At 60.0% G+C, this 20,896-nt stretch carries 16 protein-coding genes and 1 pseudogene; 6 read left to right on the top strand and 11 right to left on the bottom strand.

Going from position 1 to position 20,896, the window contains the following annotated elements:
* Positions 1-3 precede the first annotated feature (3 nt).
* Genes ggt through BLP23_RS10695 form a run of 3 tightly spaced genes read right to left on the bottom strand, consistent with a single transcriptional unit; the run spans position 4 to position 4,100 of the window.
* Positions 4-1,614 carry a gamma-glutamyltransferase gene (ggt, locus tag BLP23_RS10705; protein ID WP_092584835.1) on the bottom strand — a complete coding sequence of 537 codons (1,611 nt, stop codon included), beginning with the start codon at positions 1,612-1,614 and terminating at the stop codon, positions 4-6.
* Positions 1,611-2,465 carry a hydrolase gene (locus BLP23_RS10700; protein WP_092584834.1) on the bottom strand — a complete coding sequence of 285 codons (855 nt, stop codon included), beginning with the start codon at positions 2,463-2,465 and terminating at the stop codon, positions 1,611-1,613. Before BLP23_RS10700 ends, ggt begins: the two co-directional genes overlap by 4 nt.
* A gap of 60 nt (positions 2,466-2,525) precedes the next feature.
* On the bottom strand, positions 2,526-4,100 hold the full coding sequence (locus BLP23_RS10695; RefSeq protein WP_092584833.1) for an ABC transporter substrate-binding protein: 1,575 nt from the start codon (positions 4,098-4,100) through the stop codon (positions 2,526-2,528).
* Positions 4,101-4,293: 193 nt separating this feature from the next.
* Here BLP23_RS10695 and BLP23_RS10690 point away from each other — a divergent pair, with 193 nt between their 5' ends.
* Positions 4,294-5,058 (top strand): IclR family transcriptional regulator, encoded by a 765-nt coding sequence (locus tag BLP23_RS10690; RefSeq protein WP_092584832.1) that lies wholly within the window; start codon positions 4,294-4,296, stop codon positions 5,056-5,058.
* 448 nt (positions 5,059-5,506) lie between these two features.
* Here the strand turns inward: BLP23_RS10690 and BLP23_RS10680 are convergent, their stop codons facing one another.
* The 8 genes from BLP23_RS10680 to BLP23_RS10645 all read right to left on the bottom strand — a co-directional run bounded on the left by BLP23_RS10680 (position 5,507) and on the right by BLP23_RS10645 (position 15,612).
* Positions 5,507-6,796 (bottom strand): amidohydrolase family protein, encoded by a 1,290-nt coding sequence (locus BLP23_RS10680; RefSeq protein ID WP_092584831.1) that lies wholly within the window; start codon positions 6,794-6,796, stop codon positions 5,507-5,509.
* 26 nt (positions 6,797-6,822) lie between these two features.
* A complete protein-coding gene (locus BLP23_RS10675) occupies positions 6,823-7,767 on the bottom strand; it encodes an ABC transporter permease (protein ID WP_092584830.1) in 945 nt (314 codons plus the stop codon).
* Entirely contained in the window at positions 7,764-8,813 is a 1,050-nt protein-coding gene (locus tag BLP23_RS10670) for an ABC transporter permease (RefSeq protein WP_092584829.1), read from the bottom strand. Before BLP23_RS10670 ends, BLP23_RS10675 begins: the two co-directional genes overlap by 4 nt.
* On the bottom strand, positions 8,803-10,335 hold the full coding sequence (locus tag BLP23_RS10665; protein ID WP_092584828.1) for an ABC transporter ATP-binding protein: 1,533 nt from the start codon (positions 10,333-10,335) through the stop codon (positions 8,803-8,805). The genes BLP23_RS10670 and BLP23_RS10665 overlap by 11 nt, the downstream gene beginning before the upstream one ends.
* Positions 10,332-11,744 carry an amidase gene (locus tag BLP23_RS10660; protein ID WP_092584827.1) on the bottom strand — a complete coding sequence of 471 codons (1,413 nt, stop codon included), beginning with the start codon at positions 11,742-11,744 and terminating at the stop codon, positions 10,332-10,334. Before BLP23_RS10660 ends, BLP23_RS10665 begins: the two co-directional genes overlap by 4 nt.
* A gap of 8 nt (positions 11,745-11,752) precedes the next feature.
* Positions 11,753-12,736 carry a BMP family protein gene (locus BLP23_RS10655; RefSeq protein ID WP_092584826.1) on the bottom strand — a complete coding sequence of 328 codons (984 nt, stop codon included), beginning with the start codon at positions 12,734-12,736 and terminating at the stop codon, positions 11,753-11,755.
* An 805-nt stretch (positions 12,737-13,541) separates the two neighbouring features.
* Positions 13,542-14,840 (bottom strand): beta-ketoacyl-ACP synthase II, encoded by a 1,299-nt coding sequence (gene fabF / locus BLP23_RS10650; RefSeq protein ID WP_092584825.1) that lies wholly within the window; start codon positions 14,838-14,840, stop codon positions 13,542-13,544.
* 187 nt (positions 14,841-15,027) lie between these two features.
* On the bottom strand, positions 15,028-15,612 hold the full coding sequence (locus BLP23_RS10645) for a TetR/AcrR family transcriptional regulator (protein WP_092584824.1): 585 nt from the start codon (positions 15,610-15,612) through the stop codon (positions 15,028-15,030).
* Positions 15,613-15,710: 98 nt separating this feature from the next.
* Between BLP23_RS10645 and BLP23_RS10640 the strand changes: the two genes are divergently transcribed.
* The 5 genes and pseudogenes from BLP23_RS10640 (at position 15,711) to BLP23_RS10625 (ending at position 20,796) form a co-directional block, all read left to right on the top strand.
* Positions 15,711-16,823, top strand: coding sequence for an efflux RND transporter periplasmic adaptor subunit (locus BLP23_RS10640; RefSeq protein WP_092584823.1), 1,113 nt, complete (start codon positions 15,711-15,713; stop codon positions 16,821-16,823).
* Positions 16,820-19,930: an efflux RND transporter permease subunit gene (locus BLP23_RS10635; RefSeq protein WP_092584822.1), complete on the top strand. Its 3,111-nt coding sequence runs from the start codon at positions 16,820-16,822 to the stop codon at positions 19,928-19,930. Before BLP23_RS10640 ends, BLP23_RS10635 begins: the two co-directional genes overlap by 4 nt.
* A gap of 81 nt (positions 19,931-20,011) precedes the next feature.
* Positions 20,012-20,119, top strand: a pseudogene (locus BLP23_RS34940) (TetR/AcrR family transcriptional regulator); the annotation flags it as partial.
* Between the two features lie 48 nt (positions 20,120-20,167).
* The gene (locus BLP23_RS34425) at positions 20,168-20,557 is read left to right on the top strand and encodes a TetR/AcrR family transcriptional regulator (protein WP_233426679.1); all 390 of its coding nucleotides are present in this window, start codon (positions 20,168-20,170) and stop codon (positions 20,555-20,557) included.
* Between the two features lie 29 nt (positions 20,558-20,586).
* Complete coding sequence (locus BLP23_RS10625; RefSeq protein WP_092584820.1) at positions 20,587-20,796, top strand: hypothetical protein; 210 nt, start codon at positions 20,587-20,589, stop codon at positions 20,794-20,796.
* Positions 20,797-20,896 lie beyond the last annotated feature (100 nt).

The following is a 20,896-nucleotide window of genomic DNA, read 5'->3' as shown; positions in this document are numbered from 1 at the left end:
TCCTTAGACGACGGAGATCGCCATCCCGTCTCGCTGCGGATCGGCGGCGCCCTTGGAGACACCGTCTTCGATCTTGATCGCATGGACCGCGGCGAATGCATATGTCTGCGGTGATCGTGCCACCTTGTAGCCCTGCGCTTGCAGGTCGCTTTCGACAGAGTGTCGAATGCGGTTGCAGATGTCGATCGTGTTCGACACGCCAACAATCCGTGGTGCCGAAACGGCTTCGAGGACGGACATGTCGAAGTCAATCATATTCATCAGGCACTGCGCAACCGCGGGTGCGATGTAGCTGCCGCCGGGAGCGCCGATAACGATGCTCGGTTTGCCGTCCTTGAAGACGATTGTCGGTGCTGCAGAACTGGGACGGCGCTTGCCGGGCGCGATGGAGCCCGGCTTGCCGGGGACCGGATTGAAGCGGCTCATCGTGCCATTGTACATGAAGCCCAGGCCGGCGGTGATGGCGCCAGAGGGACTGCCGAGCGTGTGGGTCATCGCGGCGGCGTTGCCGTCCTTGTCGATGACAGAGATGTGCGTAGTGTCGCGCTGCGAGCGGTCGAGGCGGTCAACACGAGCGATCTCGCCCGCCTTGATCGCAAGAGCATGCGCCTGTGCATGCTCCCTCGAAAGCAGCCTCTCATAGGGAACATCGACGTAGGTCGGGTCCCCCATGTGCGCGTCCTTGTCGAGCGTCATTCTCTTCATGGCCTCAAAGAGGATGCGGACATGCTCGGCGCTGCTGTGCTGCATGGAGCCGACGTCGAACTGTTCCATGATGTGTAGCAGTTCCAGCATCGGAAAGCCCGAGCCGGGAGGAGGGGAGGTCGCAATTCGGTTGCCCCGATACTCGCCCCAGACAGGCACCACCCGCGACAACTCATACCTCGCCAGATCTTCCTGATCGATCAGTCCGCCGTTGGCCTTGAAATCAGCCGCGATCTTCTCGGCCAGTTCGCCGTGATAGAAGATGTCGGATCCACCGCTTCTTGCGATCTGCTCAAGCGTGTCCGCCATGTCCTTGTTGACGAGAAGTTCGCCGACATTCTTCAACGATCCGTCCTCGTGGAAATAGACCCGTCGGCCGGTATCCGAAAAACACAGCTTGTCGATCGTGTTGGCAAAACCGTCATCCGACTGGTCCTTGGTCCAGTACCAGTGCATGTGGTTTCGGATCATGAAGCCTTCGCGGGCAAGGCGGACGGCCGGTTTGATCAGGTCGGCCCAGTCGAATGTGCCGTAGTCCCTGAGAGCTGTCTCGTAGCCCTTGAGCGAGCCCGGCGTGCAGACTGCGAGATAGCCGATATCCGAAATATTGCCGTCGAGCACGTAGCCGAAGCCGTCGCGGCTTTGATGCTTTATCTTGTCCACCCACATGTCCGGCCTCGCCTTCAGGGGCGCGCGGGCATAGAATTCGAGGACCTCGTGCACGCCCTTTTTCGGCATGTAGACGTGCATGGAGCCGAAGCCCCCGATTCCGGCCATCTGCGGATCGACCACGCCCTGGACGAAGGCGCAGGCGAGCGCCGCGTCGATCGCATTGCCGCCACGCTCGAGAACTTCCGCTCCGGCTTCGACCGCTTCCGGCTGTGGGGCTACAACTGTTGCATTCTTCATTTCGCGCGCCGGTCCTTCTGCACCTTTGCCAGGAAGGTCTTGACGTAGCCAAGAACCTTGATCCGGTCATGGGAGACGCCCGGAATGCGATCGAAGGTCACGTCGACGCCTGCATCGCGGAACGATTGGGCAAGGGTGGCAAGGCGCTGGGGGCGAGTAGTGCCGGCATCGTTTGCGCCCTCCATGTAATATTTGCCGCCCGGCTTATGGGTGATTTCCCAGGTCTCGAGATCGGCGTCGCCCACGACCATCTGCACGGGAACCTTGGCCAGTTCCTCTGGCTGGAACGACTTGCCGAAGCGGACCTCCAGATCTCGGATGCCTACCCACCAGTCGCGTGTCGGATCGAGAAGGGTCACCGAACCTGGAGCGCCAATGGACGCCGCCCAGAGTTTGTCCGGATGCAGGATGGCAAAACGATGGGTGAAATGACCGCCGCCGGAAAAGCCGAACATAGCGAACTTGGACCAGTCCTGTCGGTACTTTTCGGCCATCTCCTCGACCATGGCGATGACGACGCGGTCATAACGGATATTGCCTTCTTCGAGGAACTTGTAGCCGGAGCGCGCACCGTCGCCCAGCACGCCCACGGGGAAGATCGGGCAAAGGATGGCGCAATCGTTGTAGAGCCCGAATTCGGCAAAGCCGTCCCGAAAATCGATCGCCGAGGTGCGGCCGGTACCATGAACGGCGACAAGCAGGTCGAGCTTGCGGCCGTCTGCGGCTGTCGGCGGAACATACAGCACCATGTGAAGGCGGGGATCGACGTGAGATGCGAAGATGGCTGTCTGGCCATAGTCATAGATGGCCTTCGCCCGGGCGACGGCCTCGCCCGTTCCAAGTTCCTGCATAAATGGCTCCTGGGAGATAAAAAGGGGGCTGCTGTGTTGCAGCCCATGCTGCTGGGACTTTTAGTTCGCCGGCTTCACTTCGTAAGCGAGCGTATATTTGTCGCCACGCGGCGTATAGGACACGGACTTCTTCGCTCCCAGCACGACGTTTTCGAAATGCATCGGGAGGAGCCAGAGGTTGTTAAAAGTTAGGGCCGACAGTTCCTCGAGAAGGGGAGCGCGTTCGGCGTCGTCGAGCGTAGAGCTCGCCTTGGCCAGCACCTCGTCGATCCTGGGATCAGACACGCCGCCGCCATTATATCGGCCGGTTCCCTTTTTCTCATCGCGCGTCGCAACGAGCGCGACTGTGGGATTGGTGGTTTCACCGGTGTTCACACCCCAGGAGCCGAGATAGGTGCTATAGGTGCCTTTTGAATAAGCTTCCGAATACATCGCCCAAGGCAGGACCTCGACTTTCGACTTGATCCCGATGCGCGTGAACATCTGACCGACGGCCTGCAGTACTTCGGCGTCCTTGACATAACGGCCGGACGGGCCATGCAGGGTCAGGCTGAAGCCGTCAGGGTAACCGGCTTCGGCCAGTATCGCCTTGGCTGCGGCAGCATCGTAGCTCACTTTCTCGACCTTCTTGGAATTGCCCGCATAATCCTCGGCCACGAACTGGGCGGCGACCGTCCCGTTCTTCTGCATAACGCGGTCGACGATCGCAGGTCGGTTGATCGACATCAGCATCGCGCGGCGCACTCGTTCATCCTTGAGCGGGTTCTTGTCGAGATCGGAACCATCCGCAGCTTTCACGAAAGGCGAGACATCACGGCCGACATCCAGGCCAAGGTAAACGAAGCGGGAGGACTGGCCGCTGATGATCTGCAGGTCTTTGGTCGCTTCCACGCGAGCCATCCCATCGGCAGGAAGGGTTTCGATAATGTCAATCTCGTTGGAGAGAAGCGATGCCAGACGCGCGCCGTCATCGGGCAGGAAGCGCAGTGTCACATTTGACCAATGCGAAGGGCCGGCGAAGTAGCTGTCATTGCGCTTCAGCATGAGATTGCTGCCCGGGGAATAGGAAACGAACGAATAAGCGCCCGTTCCGATCGCACACTTTCCGTTGTCGAAGTCCTGGACCGGCGCATCCTTGCAGTCGGCGCTGATGATGCGAATTCGGCTGACGGAATTGAGGAGGATCGGATCTGGAACCTTTGTTTCGACGACGACGGTATAGGGATCCTTGGCCGTCACGTTCGCAATGTTGCGGGTATAGGAGGCAAAGCCTTGGCTCGACTTGTCGCGGGCACGCAGAAGCGACGCGATGACGTCGTCGGCGTTGAACTCGCTGCCGTCATGGAATTTGACACCTTCGCGCAGCTTGAACTCCCAATGCGTCGGATCGACAGTCTTCCACTCGATTGCTAGTTCCGGCTTGTTTGCCGACGTGCCTGTGAGGTTGATCAGGCTATCCCAGATGTGCCGGGAGGTTGCATTGTTGGGTGCGGAGCTATCCTCATGGGGATCGAGTGTCGTCGGCGTGGTCGACATGCCGATCGTCAACGGCGTCTCCTGCGCAGCGACCATGGCAGGAGCAGCAATCATGCCGAACAGCGTAATCGCTGCACGCTTCAATGTCTTTGCGGTCATCGTTCCAATCCCAGTTACTGTTTGATGCCGACCCCCGTATCGGTCGGAATGAGTGGGTTCCCGTCCACTCTTGGCCCAAATTGGTAAAGGGCGTGAAAGGGGACTGTCAAATGGAAAACGAGCGTGTTACGGTAGACGTAATGAGGATTTTGAGCCTCTATGGCGCCCGAAGTTTGGAAGGAATAGAGGCTCGATGGACGACGGATCTACGGCAAAAAGTGATATAGTACAAGCCGTTGATGTCTGCATCGACGTCCTGTTGAACGTCGCCAAGAATCCGGATGTCAGGCTGACGGAGATTGCGCAGAATATAGGGGAGACCAAGCCAAGAATATTGCGGATGTTACGCACAATGGAACGGCGGGGCCTCGTCAGGAAGAGCGAAACGGGCACCTATCGCTTGGGCACGACAGCAATCGTGCTCGGGACTGCTGCATCGACGCAGGTCGATCTGGTTCGCATCGCCAATCCGATTTTGGAAGAGGTCGGCCAGAAGGCGAACGAAACGACCCAACTGCGTATCATCGACAATGGGGAATCCCTGTGCATCGCCAAGTTCGAGCCGATGCGAGATCTGCGCGTTCAGGCGATGATCGGTCGCCGACGGCCCCTGACTGCCGGCTCGTACAAGGTCCTCCTCGCGTTTCTCCATCCCCAGGTGCAGTTGCAAATGATCCCGGAAGCCTTGCCGCGTCTGACCAAGCGCACGATCACGGATCGCAACAAGCTGATCGCCGAATTGGAAAAGATCCGCCGCCAGGGATTTTGTGTGAGCTACGGCGAAGTGAGCGAGCAACTGGTTTCCGTCTCCGTGCCGGTTCTGGCGTTCGACGGGTCGGTGATCGCGGCGGTGAATGTAGGTGCTCCTGCATTCCGTACGCAAAAGAGCGATGTTGATCGCTACATTGTTCTGCTGAGAGATGCTGCAAGCAAGATATCAGCCCGGCTGGGGTGGTAGGGTTTTGCTTTCGCGCCATAGGGGACCTCGTAAAGAGGTAGTTGCCGGTTCAACTCCGCCTCAAGGCGGCGATCTCGGATGAATGTGTTAGCGTTACGCCAGCGACATGACGTCCCACCGGCCCGAAACAGCTTGATAAGACGGTACTGTTGTTCGACCGATTTCGAGCTCGGTCGTAAGCAGCACCACATCTCCGGCTGTCATCTTGCCAGCCCGATGCTTCAGGAGGTCCCGAACCACTTCCGCGAGTCGGTCCGTTCCTGTCCATCTCCAGTCTGGGCAATCACACCCGTCGCCACCCGATGACGGTGATGCAAGGCTCGATATCGACGCCCCCATGGACCGAATCTCTGGCCGGGCGACAAGGTAACGGAGCGGTGGCTGAGGCCAATTGCACGACCTGCTCTGGGGCAACAGGCGCGCCTTCTGTATTGTGCAGGCCAGCATCTCAATGGCGAGGTGCGTAATCCAGGCCGCCATCGACCCTTGCAGGGCGTCCATCGAGGAAAAGCTCGCCGATGCGCGGCGCCGAACGGGCGATGACCTTGCCGCGCCGGATGACCGCGAGCCGGTTCGGCTTCAGCCGCAGCGCTTCCAGCGCATCCTGCGCCTGGAGGATGACGAGGTCTGCGTTGCAGCCGATTTCCAGGCCATAGCCCTCAAGGCCCATCGTCTTTGCCGAGTTGACCGTCAGCGCATGGAAGATCTTCTTCTTGTCCTCGATGCCGGCCATCTGCGCGACGTGGATCGCCATGTGGCCGACCTCCAGCATGTCGCCCGATCCCATCGAGTACCAGGGATCCATGACGCAATCGTGCCCGAAGGAGACATTGAGGCCGGCATCCATCAATTCGCGCACGCGGGTCATGCCGCGGCGCTTCGGATAGGTGTCGTGCCGGCCTTGCAGCATGATGTTGATCAAGGGGTTGGGGATCACGTTGATCTGCGCCTCCGCCATCAGCGGGATCAGCTTGGAGACGTAGTAGTTGTCCATCGAGTGCATCGAGGTCAGATGCGAGCCGGCGACGCGTCCCTGCAGGCCGAAGCGGATGGTTTCGGCGGCCAGCGTCTCGATATGGCGTGAGAGCGGATCGTCGGTTTCGTCGCAATGCATGTCGACCGGCAGGCCGCGATTAGCGGCGATGCGGCACAGCGCTTGGACCGAAGCCGTACCTTCGCCCATCGTCCGTTCGAAGTGGGGGATGCCGCCGACGATATCGACTCCCATGTCGAGGGCACGGTTGAGCGCGTCGATCGCGCCCGGCGAGCGGTAATAGCCGTCCTGGGGGAAGGCGACCAGCTGCAGATCGATATAGGGCGCGACCTTTTCGCGAACCTCGATCATCGCCTCGACGGTAACAAGTCTGGGATCGCTAGTATCGACATGACTGCGGATGAAGAGCAGCCCCTGCGTCACTGCCAGATCGCAATAGCGCAGCGCACGATCGACCAGTTCCTCCCTCGTCACGATCGGGCGCAACTCTCCCCAGAGCGCGATGCCCTCGAGCAGGGTGCCGGATACGTTCATGCGCGGCAGTCCGAGCGACAGGGTGGCGTCCATGTGGAAATGCGGGTCGACGAAAGGAGGACTGACCAGCCGGCCGGTCGCGTCGATTTCTTCGCCCGCTTGCGCCTGAAGACTGCGCTCGAGAGCGATGATCCTGCCGCCCTGGATGCCGATATCGATGCTCGTTCGGCCATCGGCGAGATTTGCATTTCTGACGATCAGATCGAACATCGGAGCCTCATTGGATGCGAGCGGTTTCAACGTTCGCCGCGGCGATAGGGTTGCATCAGCGCCTGCGGGACGCGGGCACGGCGGGCCATGACGGCAAGCGCGGCGATGGAAAGAATATAGGGAGTCATCAGAAAAAGCTGATAGGGCACGAGCCCGCTCAGCGCGGTTTGCAGCCGAAGCTGGAAGGCATCGAAAAAGGCAAAGAGCAGGGCACCGAACAGCGCGCGGCCCGGCCGCCAGGAGGCGAAGACAACGAGCGCGATGCAGATCCAGCCTCGTCCCTGCACCATGGTGGGAAAGAAGCTGTTGAACGCCGACAACGTCAGGAAGGCACCGCCCATTCCCATCAGCGCGCTTCCAGCAACCACTGCGCCGTAGCGTACCTTCATCGGATTGACACCCTGTGCTTCCGCCGCATGCGGATTTTCGCCGGTCATGCGGATCGCAAGCCCTACGGGTGTGCGGAAGATGATGTAGGCCATCAGCAGGGCAATGGCGATCGCGAGATAGGTCGGCGCCGTCTGCGTGAAGAGGGCCGGCCCGATGAAGGGCAGCGTCGAGAGGCCAGGAATGGCGATCGGCTGGAACGGCACGACGGTGGGTGGGGTATTGGCAAGCGGCACGATCAGCCGAAAGACATAATAGCTGAAGCTGGAGGCAAACAGCGTGACGCCAAGACCGGAGACATGCTGGGACAGGCCCAGCGATACCGTCAGGCCCGCATGCAGCAGGCCGAAGACCCCGCCGACCACCGCAGCGATCAGCAGGCCGGTCCACAGATCGGCGCCGTGATAGACGGAAAGCCAGCCGATCATCGCGCCGATGGTCATGATGCCTTCGATGCCGAGATTGAGCACGCCAGCCCGTTCACACAGCAGTGCGCCGAGCGTGCCAAAAATCAGCGGCGTGGCGATCCGCAAGATTGCCGCCCAGAGCCCGGCGGAAGCGATGATGTCGAACAGTTGCATCATCGCCGGATCCTGTATTGTGTAAAGAACAATGCGATCAGCATCGTCAGCAGCGACAGCGCCACCGTGACATCGGCGATATAGGTCGGGATGCCGAGACCACGGCTCATGCCATCCGCGCCCACGAACATCATAGCCGTGAAAATGGCGGCGAAGACGACGCCGAGTGGATTGAGGTTGGCAAGCATCGCGACAACGATGCCGGAATAGCCGAAACCGGGCGACAGGTCGGTCGTCACATAACCCTTGACGCCCATGACCTCGATCGCTCCCGCCAGACCCGCAAGCCCACCCGACAGGCAGGCGACCTTCACCAGCGTTCTGCCAAGCGGAACGCCGGCGAAAACAGCGCCGGCCGGATTGAGCCCGGCGGCGCGCGATTGCATGCCGAACACGGTACGCGATTGGATGAAATGGACGCTGATCGCCAGCGCAATCGCGATCGCAAGGCCGATATGCAGGCGGGAGCGGGCAATCAGCTTCGGCAGCATGGCGTGATCGCTGACCGATTGCGACTGCGGCCAGCCGAAAGCCAGCGGATCCTTGAGCACCCCGTCGATCAGCATCGAGACGAAGAGCAGGGCGACGAAGTTCATGAGCAGACTGGTCACGACCTCATCGACCGAAAAGCGCAGGCGCAGCCATAGCGGAATGAGGATCAGGACCATGCCTGCAACGGCACCGACAAGCAGCAGCAAGGGAATAAGAGCCGGAGCCGGGAGATTGCCAAACAGCTTGGCACTCGCTGCGGCAACCGCGATGGCACCGAGATAAAACTGACCTTCGGCGCCGATGTTCCAGAGTCTTGCCCGGAAGGCGACGGCGGCGGCAAGCCCGGTTAGCATCAGCGGCGTGGCCCGCGTCAATGTCTCGGTTGCCGAAAGCCGCGAGCCGAAGGCGCCCGTCAGGATGCGCCAATAGGCCTCGAATACCGGTGCACCGGCAATCGCGATCAAAATGCCGGAGAGTGCCAGCGCTGCGACCACGGCGAGCAGCGGCGTCAGGACGAGGAGATAAAGTGGACGATGCTCGCGACGCTCAAACCGCATGACCGGCCTCTGGGGATTGCTGCCATTCGCCGGCCATCATCAGTCCGAGTTCGCGTGCATCCGCGACGTCCGCTTCGACCGGTGGCGAAAGCCTGCCGCCCACGATCGCCTGGATGCGATCGGCAAGCGCGATCACCTCGTCCAAATCCTCCGAGATCAAAAGCACAGCGGTCCCTTGCCGGCGGGCCTCCAGAAGACGCGCATGTACGGCTGCCACCGCACCTTCATCGAGGCCGCGCGCCGGCTGGGCGGCGATTAAGATGCGCGGGCGCCGATGCAGATTGCGCCCGAGGATAAGCTTTTGCATATTGCCGCCCGAAAGCAGCCGCGCGCGGCTTGCAGGGCTGCCGCCGCGGACGTCGAACTGGTCGATGATCTCCTTGGCGAAGGCCATGCCTGCCCTGCGGTTCACAAATCCACGTTGCGAAAACGCCGGCGAGGAAATGCGCTCCAGCACGGCATTTTCCCAGATCGCCATTTCGCCGATCACGCCTTCCTCGTTGCGGTCTTCCGGGATGCGGCCAATGCCCGCATCGACGACATCGCCGACGCCGAGATTGCCGATAGGTTCCCCGAAAAGCAGGAGGTCGCCGGATGAACGCGAGATCGTGCCGGAGAGAAGATGCGCCAGCGCCGCCTGGCCATTGCCCGAGACACCGATGATGCCGAGGATCTCGCCTTCGCGCAGACGGAAGCTGACGGCCTTCAGCCGCTCGACGCCGTCGATCTTCACCGTGACATCGGCGGCCTCCAGCGCAACCGTGCCGGGCGTCGATGGCTCGCGTACCGGCCGCATTACGCGGCGGCCGACCATCAGCTCGGCGAGTTCGGCCTTGCTGGTTTCTGAAGCCCTGCGTTCGGCAACCATCCTGCCGCTGCGCAAGACGACGATACGGTCGGCCGCAGCCATCACCTCATCGAGCTTGTGGGAGATGAAGATCAGCGACAGGCCTTGGCGGGCCATTTCCTTCAGCGTCGTGAATAACTTTTCGGCCTCGATATTGGTCAGTACCGCCGTTGGCTCATCCAGGATCAGGATGCGGGCGTCGCTATAAAGCGCCTTGAGTATCTCGACGCGCTGCTGCTCGCCGACCGACAGGTCTCCAAGACGCGCGTCCGGATCGACCCTGAGGCCGAAGCGCTCAGATATGGCGAGAAGCTTTTTGCGCGCGGCCGATGTGCCCGAACGCCAGAACCAGAGATTTTCCGTACCGGTCATGACGTTTTCGAGAACGGTCAGATTGGGCGCCAGCGAGAAATGCTGGTGGACCATGCCGACGCCGGCGCGGATCGCGGCGCGGGGCTTGCCCTGCGGGAGTTCGGCACCGTCGATCAGAATCCGACCGGCATCGGGCATATAATGACCGAAGAGGATGCTCATGAGCGTGGTCTTTCCCGCGCCGTTTTCGCCAAGCAGGGCTACGATTTCGCCCTGGGCAAGCGTCAGCGAGATGTCGTCATTGGCCAGATTGGTGCCGAAGCGCTTGCTGACGCCTTGGATTTCGAGAACCGGAATTGTCATGCTGCAAGCCCTGCCACCGGAAAGCGATGCTGCCAGCGGTCCTCGGCCTCCAATCGTGCAGCGAGCGACAGCAAAAGCGGCTCGTGGCCCATCGGAGCCATGATCTGGACCGGCAGTGGCAAGCCGTCCGCATCGGTTCCAAAGGGCAGGGTCAAGGCCGGAAATCCTGAAATATTGGCGAGAGAGGCAAGTGGAGCAAAGGCAGCCATCCGCTCGAGCTGCAGCTCGGTATCGCCATGATCGAACGGAAATGACCCGATCGCAAGGGGCGCCTTCGTAAGCATCGGCATCAAAAGGCAATCGACCCTGTCGAAGATGATCCAAAGCGCGCGGCTGGTGTGCACGGCGCCATTCAGCGAAGCCCAGAGTGTCTGTCCCGTGAGCGCTTGCCCGCGTTCAATGAATGCCTGGGTCAAAGGCTCTGCGCGTGAAGTATCGAGTTCGAGCGTATCGATGAAGGAAGCGAGATTGACTGCGATGATGTCGCCGAGCGCGCGAGCGCTGGCATCGACGCTTTGCTCGAATTTGGCCCAGCCGAGCGAGACGATCTGATGTCCATCCGCCTCCAGCGTGCGCGCAGCATCCTTGATTGCTTCGAGCCGCTGACCATCCGTCGGATATTTTGAGCCGGTCTCTGAAAGCAGGCCGACCCGCAACCGGCCGCCTCTATCCGCCACGGTCTCCGGATCGGGGAACGGTCCCTTTGCCTTGCCACGCAGCCTATCGAAAATCAGCTTTGTATCGCGCACCGAGCGACAGACGGCAAGTTCGCTGGCGATGCCGCCGAGATGATTGCCGAAGGATGGGCCGGCGGGCATGGCGCCGCGGCTTGGCTTCAGGCCGACAAGGCCGCAGCACGCCGCAGGCACGCGGATGGAACCGCCGGCATCCGTTGCGTGGGCAATCGCTACAATGCCGGCTGCGACCGCCGCCGCGGCGCCGCCGGAGGAACCGCCGGGCGTGCGCGCCGGATCGAGCGGGTTGCGGCAGATCGGCCCAGCCGCCGGTTCGCTCGCCAGCGAAAGGCCGAATTCCGGGCTTGTCGTCACCCCGAACAGACAGAAACCCGCTTCGCGGAAGCGGCTGGCGAGATCCGAATCCGGCTCGCTGCCGGCTCTTTCGAAGAGACGGGACCCGGCCGTTACCGGCAAGCCTTCAAAAGGCCCGCCCAGATCCTTCGCCAGCGTCGGCACGCCGGCAAACGGCCGGGAAGCAAAGCGGCCCGGCTCCGAGCGCCGTTCTTGATCCATGGCTTCGGCCGACGCCATGCCCACCGCTTCGTCGAGATGAGCAATAGTTCCGAGGGCTTTATGGTTTCCCGCCGAGGCAAGCGAGGCCTGCATCGCTTCGACAGAGGTCAGGCTGCCATTCCTGATCGCCTGTGCCAGGTCGGTCGCGTCACGGCGCATCGGTCGAACTACTTAGGCTCGTCCATCATCTTCGGGACTTCGAAGGTGCCAGCCTTTATTTCCGCCCGCTTGGCTTCCATCGCAGCTTCGGCGTCGGCCGGTGCCACCCCCTTGACGAAGACAATATCGCTGCCGCCTTCCTTCATCAGGCCATAAAGGGTGTAGTTCTTGCCGACCGGCTTTCCGGCTGCGACATCGGCGATTGCCGCATTGAGGATCGGGCGGAAGTACCACATGGCATTGGCGAACACGGTGTCCGGATAGCGCGGCGTATAGTCGATCAGCGAGCCCACCGATTTGATGCCGCGTTCCTTCGCAGCGTCCGCTGTGCCGATGCGCTCGCCGAAAAGAATGTCGGCGCCGGCGTCGATCTGGGCAAGGCCGGCTTCGCGGGCCTTCGGCGGATCGAAGAAGGTGCCGATGAAAGAAACCAGATGCTTTGCATCAGGATTGACGGCCCTGACGCCTTCCGCGAAGGCATTGATCAGCATGTTGACTTCGGGGATCGGAATCGCGCCTACCGAACCGACGATATTGGATTTGGTCATCTTGCCGGCCAGCATGCCGGCAAGATAGGCGCCGTCATGGTTCCAGGTTCCGAAGACGCCGAAATTGCCGCCGGCCTCAGCGCCGCTCGAACCCAGCACAAAAGCCGTGTCCGGATAGTCGGCGGCCACCTGCCGCGCTTCTTTTTCGACGGCATAGGCCTCGCCGATGATCAACTTGTTGCCCTGTTCGGCATATTCGCGCATGGCGCGCGGATAGTCGGTGCCGGAAACTCCTTCGGAGAAAACATATTCGATGACACCTTCCTTGGCTGCATCCTGCAAGGCTTTATGCAGACAGGAATTCCAAGCGTTCTCGACCGGCGAGGCATGAATGCCCGCAACCTTCATCGGGGCCGCTCTTGCCAGCGGCGCGAACGAGCTGACCCCCAGGGCAATGCCCGATGCGATCACCGCACGGCGTGAAATCAAGATGTCTTTGGTCATTGATTAGCTCCCCTTTTTTTACCATTTGGTTCAAAAAAACATAGGGAGCGCCTAAAAAAGTGTCAAGCGCCAAATTGGCTTAAAAATCAGGCTGTTCGACCCTTTGTCATTGCTAGCTCGACGATTTTTTCGCCATTGGCCAGCGGCTCGATCTTGTACCGCCCGAAACCCGGCACCACGGCGATGCTCGCAGCAATTGCCGACGCGGGCTCGCCACGAGCAGCAGATCTCTCGCGAATGCTTGGCCTCGCGCCCCCTCCACGATTGCAGCGAACCTCACACCACTGGTGAGACGGAACTGGGTGATCGTGTTCGGCGGATCCTAAAGATAGTAGAGCACGCAGACTTCTGCTTACCGACGCAGGGAGCACGCGGCTCAAGATGGCGCTCATACACCTTCAGGAACTTGAAGACGCACTGGCAGAACTGGTTGGGGGGAAACATAATGTTCACGCCGTTTGTCATGCACTGAGTGCGCTGACTACAGCACGCGTTCAGTACGCTAGCCGCCCCGCGCCCGCGTTGCTGTTACACCGAGGTGGACGATGGCTGGCAAATGCCATCACTCGCCACTCCGGCGTCTTTTCGTCAACTCCCCTTGGATGGAAGTCGGCCAGTTCGGCTACGACAGTTTCCAGCCGGCTAATCGCGTCTCCAGCCGGGTCAGATAATCTCCGTGCAAGTCATCGATGACAAGAAGAGCCAATGCCGCCATTTATCTCAAAACTGTTTCAGCATGCGCAACTGTCCTTACATTTGATCCCGTCGACGCGGCTTAACATCATTATCGCGGCGAGAATTCGCATCAACTAACGAAGGGTGACCGGCCGATGCTCCCTTCCGGCCAGCGCCCGAATACGGCGCTGGCATTGACCCCGCCAAAGCCGAAGCCATTTGAGATCGCGTATTTCATCTCTACCCGCCGCGCTTCGTGCGCGACGAAATCGATACCGTCGGCTTCCGTGTCCGGAGCATTCAGGTTCAGGGTCGGCGGCGCGATCTGGTTCCTGAGTGCCATGATTGTGAAGATTGCTTCCAGCCCACCGGCCGCACCAAGCAGATGTCCTGTCGCTGATTTCGTCCCGCTGACAGCAATGGCATTGTTGGAACCGAAAACGCTCTTGATGGCCCTGATTTCGCCGAGATCGCCGACCGGTGTCGAGGTCGCGTGCGCGTTCAGATGGCCGATTTCACGCGGGTTTATTTCGGCCTGCGCAATGGCGATCTCCATGGCTCTGCGCGCACCATTGCCGTCCTCGGGACCGGAGGTGATATGGTGGGCGTCGGCCGTCGTGCCGTATCCGACGAGTTCGGCGATCGGCGTGGCGCCGCGAGCAAGCGCATGGCTTAAAGCTTCAATGACCAGCATGCCGGCGCCTTCGCCCATGACGAAACCGTCGCGTGACGTATCAAAGGGACGAGATGCACGAACGGGAGCCTCGTTGAAGCCCGTGGACAGCGATCTCGCGGCAGCAAAACCCCCGAGACTGACGATGTTCATGCAGGCTTCCGTCCCGCCGCACAAGGCAATGTCGGCTTCATTTGCCCGGATCATTCTCGCGGCATCACCGATCGCCTGGACACCGGCCGCGCACGCTGTCACTGGCGCGCCAATGGGACCTTTGAAGCCGAAACGAATCGAAGCTTGTCCCGCGGCGAGGTTGACGAGAAACGACGGCACGGTGAAAGGCGAAAGACGACGTGCACCGCGTTGATCGACGGTGCGGACCGCTTCAGTGATCGCAGGGAAACCCCCGATGCCCGAAGCGATGATCGTCGCGGTACGCAACCGGTCATCGTTGGAAATTGGCTTCCACCTCGCCTGGGTGAGCGCCTCTTCAGCGGCCGCCAGTGCGAAGATTATAAATCGGTCGACCTTGCGTTGATCCTTCGAAGCCATCACCCTGTCCGGGTCGAAGCCTCCTTCGGGATCTTCAGCGATTGAGGGGACTACTCCGCCTATCTTGGACGGAAGATCCCCGACGATATCGTCACCCAGTCGCCGAATCCCGCTCTGACCTTTAAGAAGGCGCGACCAGGAGATACCCACATTCGCTCCAAGGGGGCTTACAGCTCCCATTCCTGTTACAACGATACGGCGCATAGGTTTTCCACCTGTGTTTCTTTGAAATTAGGCACGCCTCCAGACTGGCGGCCGGCGACGCAGCCGGTACCAGTTCTCAAAGCATGCAGTTGTTTGCCCTACATCCGGTCTACAGAAGAGCTCGGGCCTTGTGGTTTGGGCCGGATAATCGAATCCACCGATAAGCTTCAGGGCGACAGCCAGCTCTTCAGGCGTCACTTTCACCGCGTGCAATGCGTCTGACTTCGCCAGCGGCTGCGTCGAGGATGCCTTGGGACAAATTCTCATCCCCCATGATACGGGATAGCGTGACGGCACCCACCATCAGCGACAGTATCGCCATCGACTTGGCGCTGGGATTGGAACTCCTGGCGTCACCCATCAGTTCATCCAGCACCTCGAAGTGAGCCCGGATCCCATCCTCGAATGGACGCCTTACCTCTTCGCTTTGACGGGCGGCGTCTGATCCCAACGCCACCACAGGGCAACCTTCGGCCATTTCTCCACGATGGCCCGCGGAGAGGTAGAAACCTATAACTGCTTCAAGCGGACTGGGGCTTCTTGCAGCCGTCGACCATCTGCGGGTAGCGCTCTCCATCGCGCGCCTGGAGGCCTGAGCTGCAAGATCGTCCTTCGACGAGAACTGCTTGTAGAACCCACCTTGTGTAAGGCCGGCACCCTTCATCAGATCCTTGAGGCCAATCCCATCGAAGCCGTGCTCTCGAAAGAGACGGCTGGCGACGTTGATCACGGTCTCCCGATTTTCCTCGGCCTGTGCGCGGCTCACTCTCATATCGATCTCCGATTAGATTTCATTTGACATCTATAGCGCAAATAGAGTTAGATCGCAATCTAATTCATCCACGTCGCTGGTCAAGAAGAGAACTTAAAATGAAACGCAAACATATCCTGACTTTCGTGGGTCTCGTGGCAGCGGCGGGGGCCGCATCCTTTTTCGTGGTTTTCGAAACGCCCGAACGCCAGGCTGAGGCTGCAGACCCAAGGACTGCATCACCACTGGTTCGGGTAGCGGAAGCAAAGAAGACTGAAACGGCGGAACGCTCGTTTACCGGCACGGTCGCTTCGCGTGTACAGAGCGACCTCGGCTTTCGGGTTCCGGGCAAAATCGTCCAGCGCATGGTGGATGCGGGTCAGCAGGTGAGACAGGGGCAGGCCCTGATGCGGATCGACGAAACCGATCTCCAGCTCGCGCTGACAGCGAAGCGCAATACGGTTACCGCAGCGCGTGCTGTCCTGATCCAGGCACAGGCAGACGAGAAACGCTATGCGGCTCTGGTGAAAAATGGATTGGCTGCCACTCCGCAGCGTTACGAACAGGCAAAGGCAGCTCTAGACACGGCCTCTGCACAGCTTGCCGCAGCTGAAGCCGACGCTGAAGTCGCAGAAAATGCAGCAGCCTATACGGTCCTATTTGCAGACTCTGACGGAACTGTCGTCAATACGCTTGGAGATCCTGGGCAAGTCGTGGCTGCAGGCCAGACGGTGGTTCAACTCGCGCAGGCTGGACCGCGGGAAGCCGTTGTTTGGCTCCCTGAGACTTTACGCCCCCGAGTAGGGTCCGAGGCGGAGGCCAGTGTCTACGGAGGCGACGGGCTCAGCGGGAAAGCCCGCCTGCGGCAGATTTCGGATGCTGCCGATCCCCAGACCCGTACTTACGAGGCACGCTACGTTCTCGATGGTGCTGCCGCCTCTGCCCCGCTCGGTTCGACGGTGACGATTAAGATTCTGGACGCGGACAGGCAGTCGGAGGTCGGTGTTCCCGTAGGCTCTATCCTGGATGACGGTAGCCGGACAGGTGTGTGGGTTGTCGACAGCGGTACCTCCACCGTGAAGTTCACCCGGGTCGAAATCAAGCAGATCGGCGAGGAGACGGCGTTTGTTACCGGCATTGGTATTGGTGAGCAGGTTGTAGCGCTGGGCGCGCATCTTCTCGAAAATGGCGCGGCTGTCAGGATTGCCTCTCAGCAAGAGGTGAAAAAATGAGTTTTAATCTTTCCGCCATTGCCGTTCGCGAACGCGCCATCACGTTATTCTTCATCGTTCTGTTGGCCGCCGCAGGAGCCTACGCCTTCGTCAAGTTAGGGCGCGCCGAAGACCCCTCGTTCACCATCAAGACACTGACAGTGACCAGCGTTTGGCCAGGTGCCACCGCGCGCGAAATGCAGGACCTTGTCGCCGAGCCCCTTGAGAAGCGCATTCAGGAACTCACCTGGTATGACCGTGTGGAAACGACGACACGGCCAGGCTACGCCTACCTCACGGTGACACTGAAGGACAATACTCCGGCAAGCGCGGTCGCAGAAGAGTTCTATCAGGCTCGCAAGAAGCTTGGCGACGAAGCCCGAAATCTTCCGCCTGGAGTCATTGGTCCCTTTGTCAATGATGAATATTCCGACGTGAGCTTCGGCCTTTATGCCCTGAAGGCGAAGGGGATGCCGATGCGCGACCTCGTTCGGCAGGCGGAGGTCATCCGTCAGGATCTCCTGCACGTTCCGGGCGTCAAGAAAATCAACATTCTCGGAGAGCGCCCCGAACAGATCTTCGTCGAATTTTCCTATGCCAAGCTCGCGACACTCGGAATTTCCGCCCAGGATATCGCTGCAGCTTTGCAAAGACAGAACACAGTCACGCCCGCCGGCTCGATCGACACGCGTGGGCCACAGGTCTTCATCCGTTTCGACGGAGCCTACAATAGCGTGGAGGCGATTGCCGATACGCCGATCGTAGCGGCCGGACGGACGCTGAAGCTCTCCGATCTAGCCGATGTGCGGCGCGGTTATCAGGATCCCGCGACCTACATCATCCGCCATGAAGGTGAGCCGACAGTCATGCTGGGTGCCGTGATGCAGCAGGGCTACAATGGTCTTGATCTCGGAAAGGCGCTTGAGGCGCGGTCCTCCGAGATTGCCCAGACATTGCCGCTTGGCATGACGCTCACCAAAGTCAGCGATCAGGCCGTCAACATCGAGGAGGCGGTCAGTGAATTCATGCTCAAGTTCGCCATGGCGCTTGGCGTCGTGCTGTTCGTCAGTCTGGTCGCGCTCGGCTGGCGCGTCGGCATCGTTGTCGCGCTCGCTGTGCCGCTGACGCTTGCTGTCGTCTTCCTCATCATGCTGGAAACCGGCCGGTTCTTCGATCGCATCACGCTCGGAGCTTTGATCCTTGCGCTGGGCCTTCTCGTGGATGATGCCATCATCGCCATTGAGGTCATGGTGGTGAAGATGGAGGAGGGCATGGACCGCATCAAGGCGGCCGCTTATGCCTGGAGCCACACGGCGGCGCCGATGCTGTCCGGCACACTCGTCACAATCATCGGACTGATGCCTGTTGGTTTCGCCAAGTCGACCGCAGGTGAATATGCCGGCAACATCTTCTGGGTCGTGGGTTTTGCACTGATCGTTTCCTGGATCGTCGCGGTGACTTTTACGCCCTACCTAGGCGTGAAGATGTTGCCTGACATCAAACCGGTCGAAGGTGGACACCACGCCATCTATGATACGCCGAACTACCGCCGCCTGCGCTCGCTCATCGAGTTTGCGGTTCGTCACAAATTCATGACCTGCGCCGTGGTCGGCATCATGATGGCTGTCTCGGTCGTTGGGATGGGAGGCGTCAAACAGCAGTTCTTCCCGACATCGGATCGCCCTGAGGTATTGGTCGAAGTTCGCATGCCCGAGGGTACGAGCATCGAGACGACGACAGCTGCGGTCGAGAAAGTTGAAAGCTGGCTGCAAAACCAGCCCGAGGCAAAAATTGTCACCAGCTATATAGGGCAGGGCGCGCCCCGCTTCTTCTTTGCCATGGCGCCCGAATTGCCCGACCCCGCCTTCGCCAAGGTCGTTGTGCTCACTCCGGATGCTCACGCACGCGAGGCTTTGAAGCACCGCCTCCGAGACGCCGTTTCGGAAGGGCTTGTTCCTGAGGCGTCTGTGCGCGTAACGCAGCTTGTATTCGGGCCCTACACGCCGTTCCCGGTCGAGTTTCGGATCACGGGACCGGATCCGGATGAACTCTACAAGATTTCTGAGCAGGCCCTGGCAATTATGAAAGGTGTGCCTGATGTCCGGCAGGCCAACCGGGATTGGGGCAACCGAACGCCTGTGCTGCGGTTTATCCCCGATCAGGATCGGCTCAATCTGATCGGTCTTTCACCTTCGGAGGCGGCCCAGCAAATGCAGTTGCTGCTGAGCGGAATTCCCGTTACGCAGGTGCGCGACAACATCCGTAACGTGCCTGTTGTCGCACGAAGCGCAGGTGACAACCGGCTTGATCCTTCAAAGCTTGGTGATTTCTCGCTGATGAGCAGGGATGGCCGGCAGGTTCCACTTGACCAGATCGGCCATTCCGAGATCCGGTTCGAGGAACCGATCCTGAAACGTCGCGACCGCACACCGGTGATCACGATACGCTCCGATATCAACGAGGCGACGCAACCCCCGGAGGTTTCGCAACAGGTCATGAAGGCGCTTCAACCGCTCATCGCATCGCTTCCTGTTGGATATCGCATTGAGATGGGCGGCAACATCGAAGAATCGCTCAAGGCCAATGTCGCACTGGTCCAGGTCTTCCCGCTTATGGTCGCGGCCATGTTGATCGTCATCATCCTCCAGGTGCGCAGCCTGTCGACGATGACGATGGTCATGTTGACCGCGCCCCTTGGACTTGCAGGCGTGGTCCCGACGTTGCTTCTGTTCAATCAACCTTTTGGATTCAACGCCATTCTCGGGTTGATCGGACTGGCAGGCATCCTCATGCGTAACACGCTGATCCTGACAGAGCAAATCAAGGAAAACCAGGCCGCGGGTCTAGACGACTACCACGCTGTCATTGAAGCGACCGTGCAGCGGACACGCCCTGTTATCCTGACCGCGCTTGCAGCGATCCTTGCCTTCATACCTTTGACCCATTCAGTGTTCTGGGGGTCGATGGCCTACACACTGATTGGCGGAACGGCTGCAGGCACCGTGATGGTACTGCTCTTCCTTCCAGCCCTTTACGCGGTGTGGTTCCGTATCAAGCCAACGAAAGAAGAGAGCCACGAGAAAGCGATTGAGCGTCTCGAACCGCCGATAGCAGTGGCTGCGGAGTAGGGAATCTTGTGCCCAAGACGACGAGCCCCCCGCACCCGTACAGAAACTCACAACGATCTCTGGCGGGAGCGCATCCTCGATGTGGCGGAAGAACACTTTCGCCGCATCGGTTACCAAAAGACATCGGTAGCCGACATAGCATCCCACCTCGGGATGAGCAGCGCCTATATATATCGCTTTTTTCCTTCAAGGGCGGCGATCAACACGGCGATTTGCGGTCGCATCATCGGACAAACAATGCAGTCCGCAGATTCGATTGCACAGATGGAGGGGCCGCCTCACGAGAAGCTCGTAAAACTTTTCGATCAGCTTCACAAGGAACGGAAAAACACCTTCCTCCACGAGAAGTCGGTCCATGATCTGATTGTCGCCGCAACGGCACAGAACTGGGCGATCATCGGTGCGCATAATAAGCATCTCGTGGCGATCATCGAGACGATCGTAAATGACGGGATCGACACAGGCGCGTTTCGTGTTGATGCGGCGAAAGCCGCCCGATCTCTGATGAACGCCCTCATGCCATTCTACCACCCTGTTCTTATAGCGGAGGGGGTCCGAGACGGCGAAGATACCGAAGAAGGTCTGCGTGATCAGATCCACTTTATTCTGAAAGCAATCGGTGCGTGAAGAGGACCACCCTAGACATAGAGTCGATCATGAATGCCATCCCAAAAATTGCCGATGCCGCGCGGCTCACGACGCTTCTCGAGGCACAGCGCGCCGCATTCCTGCGCGACGGTTCTCCGTCACTTGCCCGTCGTCGCGCCGATCTCGCTGAACTGAGAAAGGCGCTGATCAGCCGGCGCGAGGCCATCGAGGCGGCCGTCTGCGCCCGCCATTCGGAAAGTTGGCCGAGCGCATTTTGAATGTCGTGCTGCGGTGAAACCGCTCGAATATCTCCACTCGCCATCAACCCCCAAGGCGATCAAACATCGGGGTAAGGTCCAGTTAATTGACAGGAAAACA

It is taken from the genome of Rhizobium mongolense subsp. loessense, from assembly GCF_900099775.1.
GTDB classification, from domain to species: Bacteria; Pseudomonadota; Alphaproteobacteria; order Rhizobiales; family Rhizobiaceae; genus Rhizobium; species Rhizobium loessense.
The sequence above is the reverse complement of the archived record's forward strand: the minus strand, read 5'-3'. Positions and strand labels throughout refer to the sequence as shown.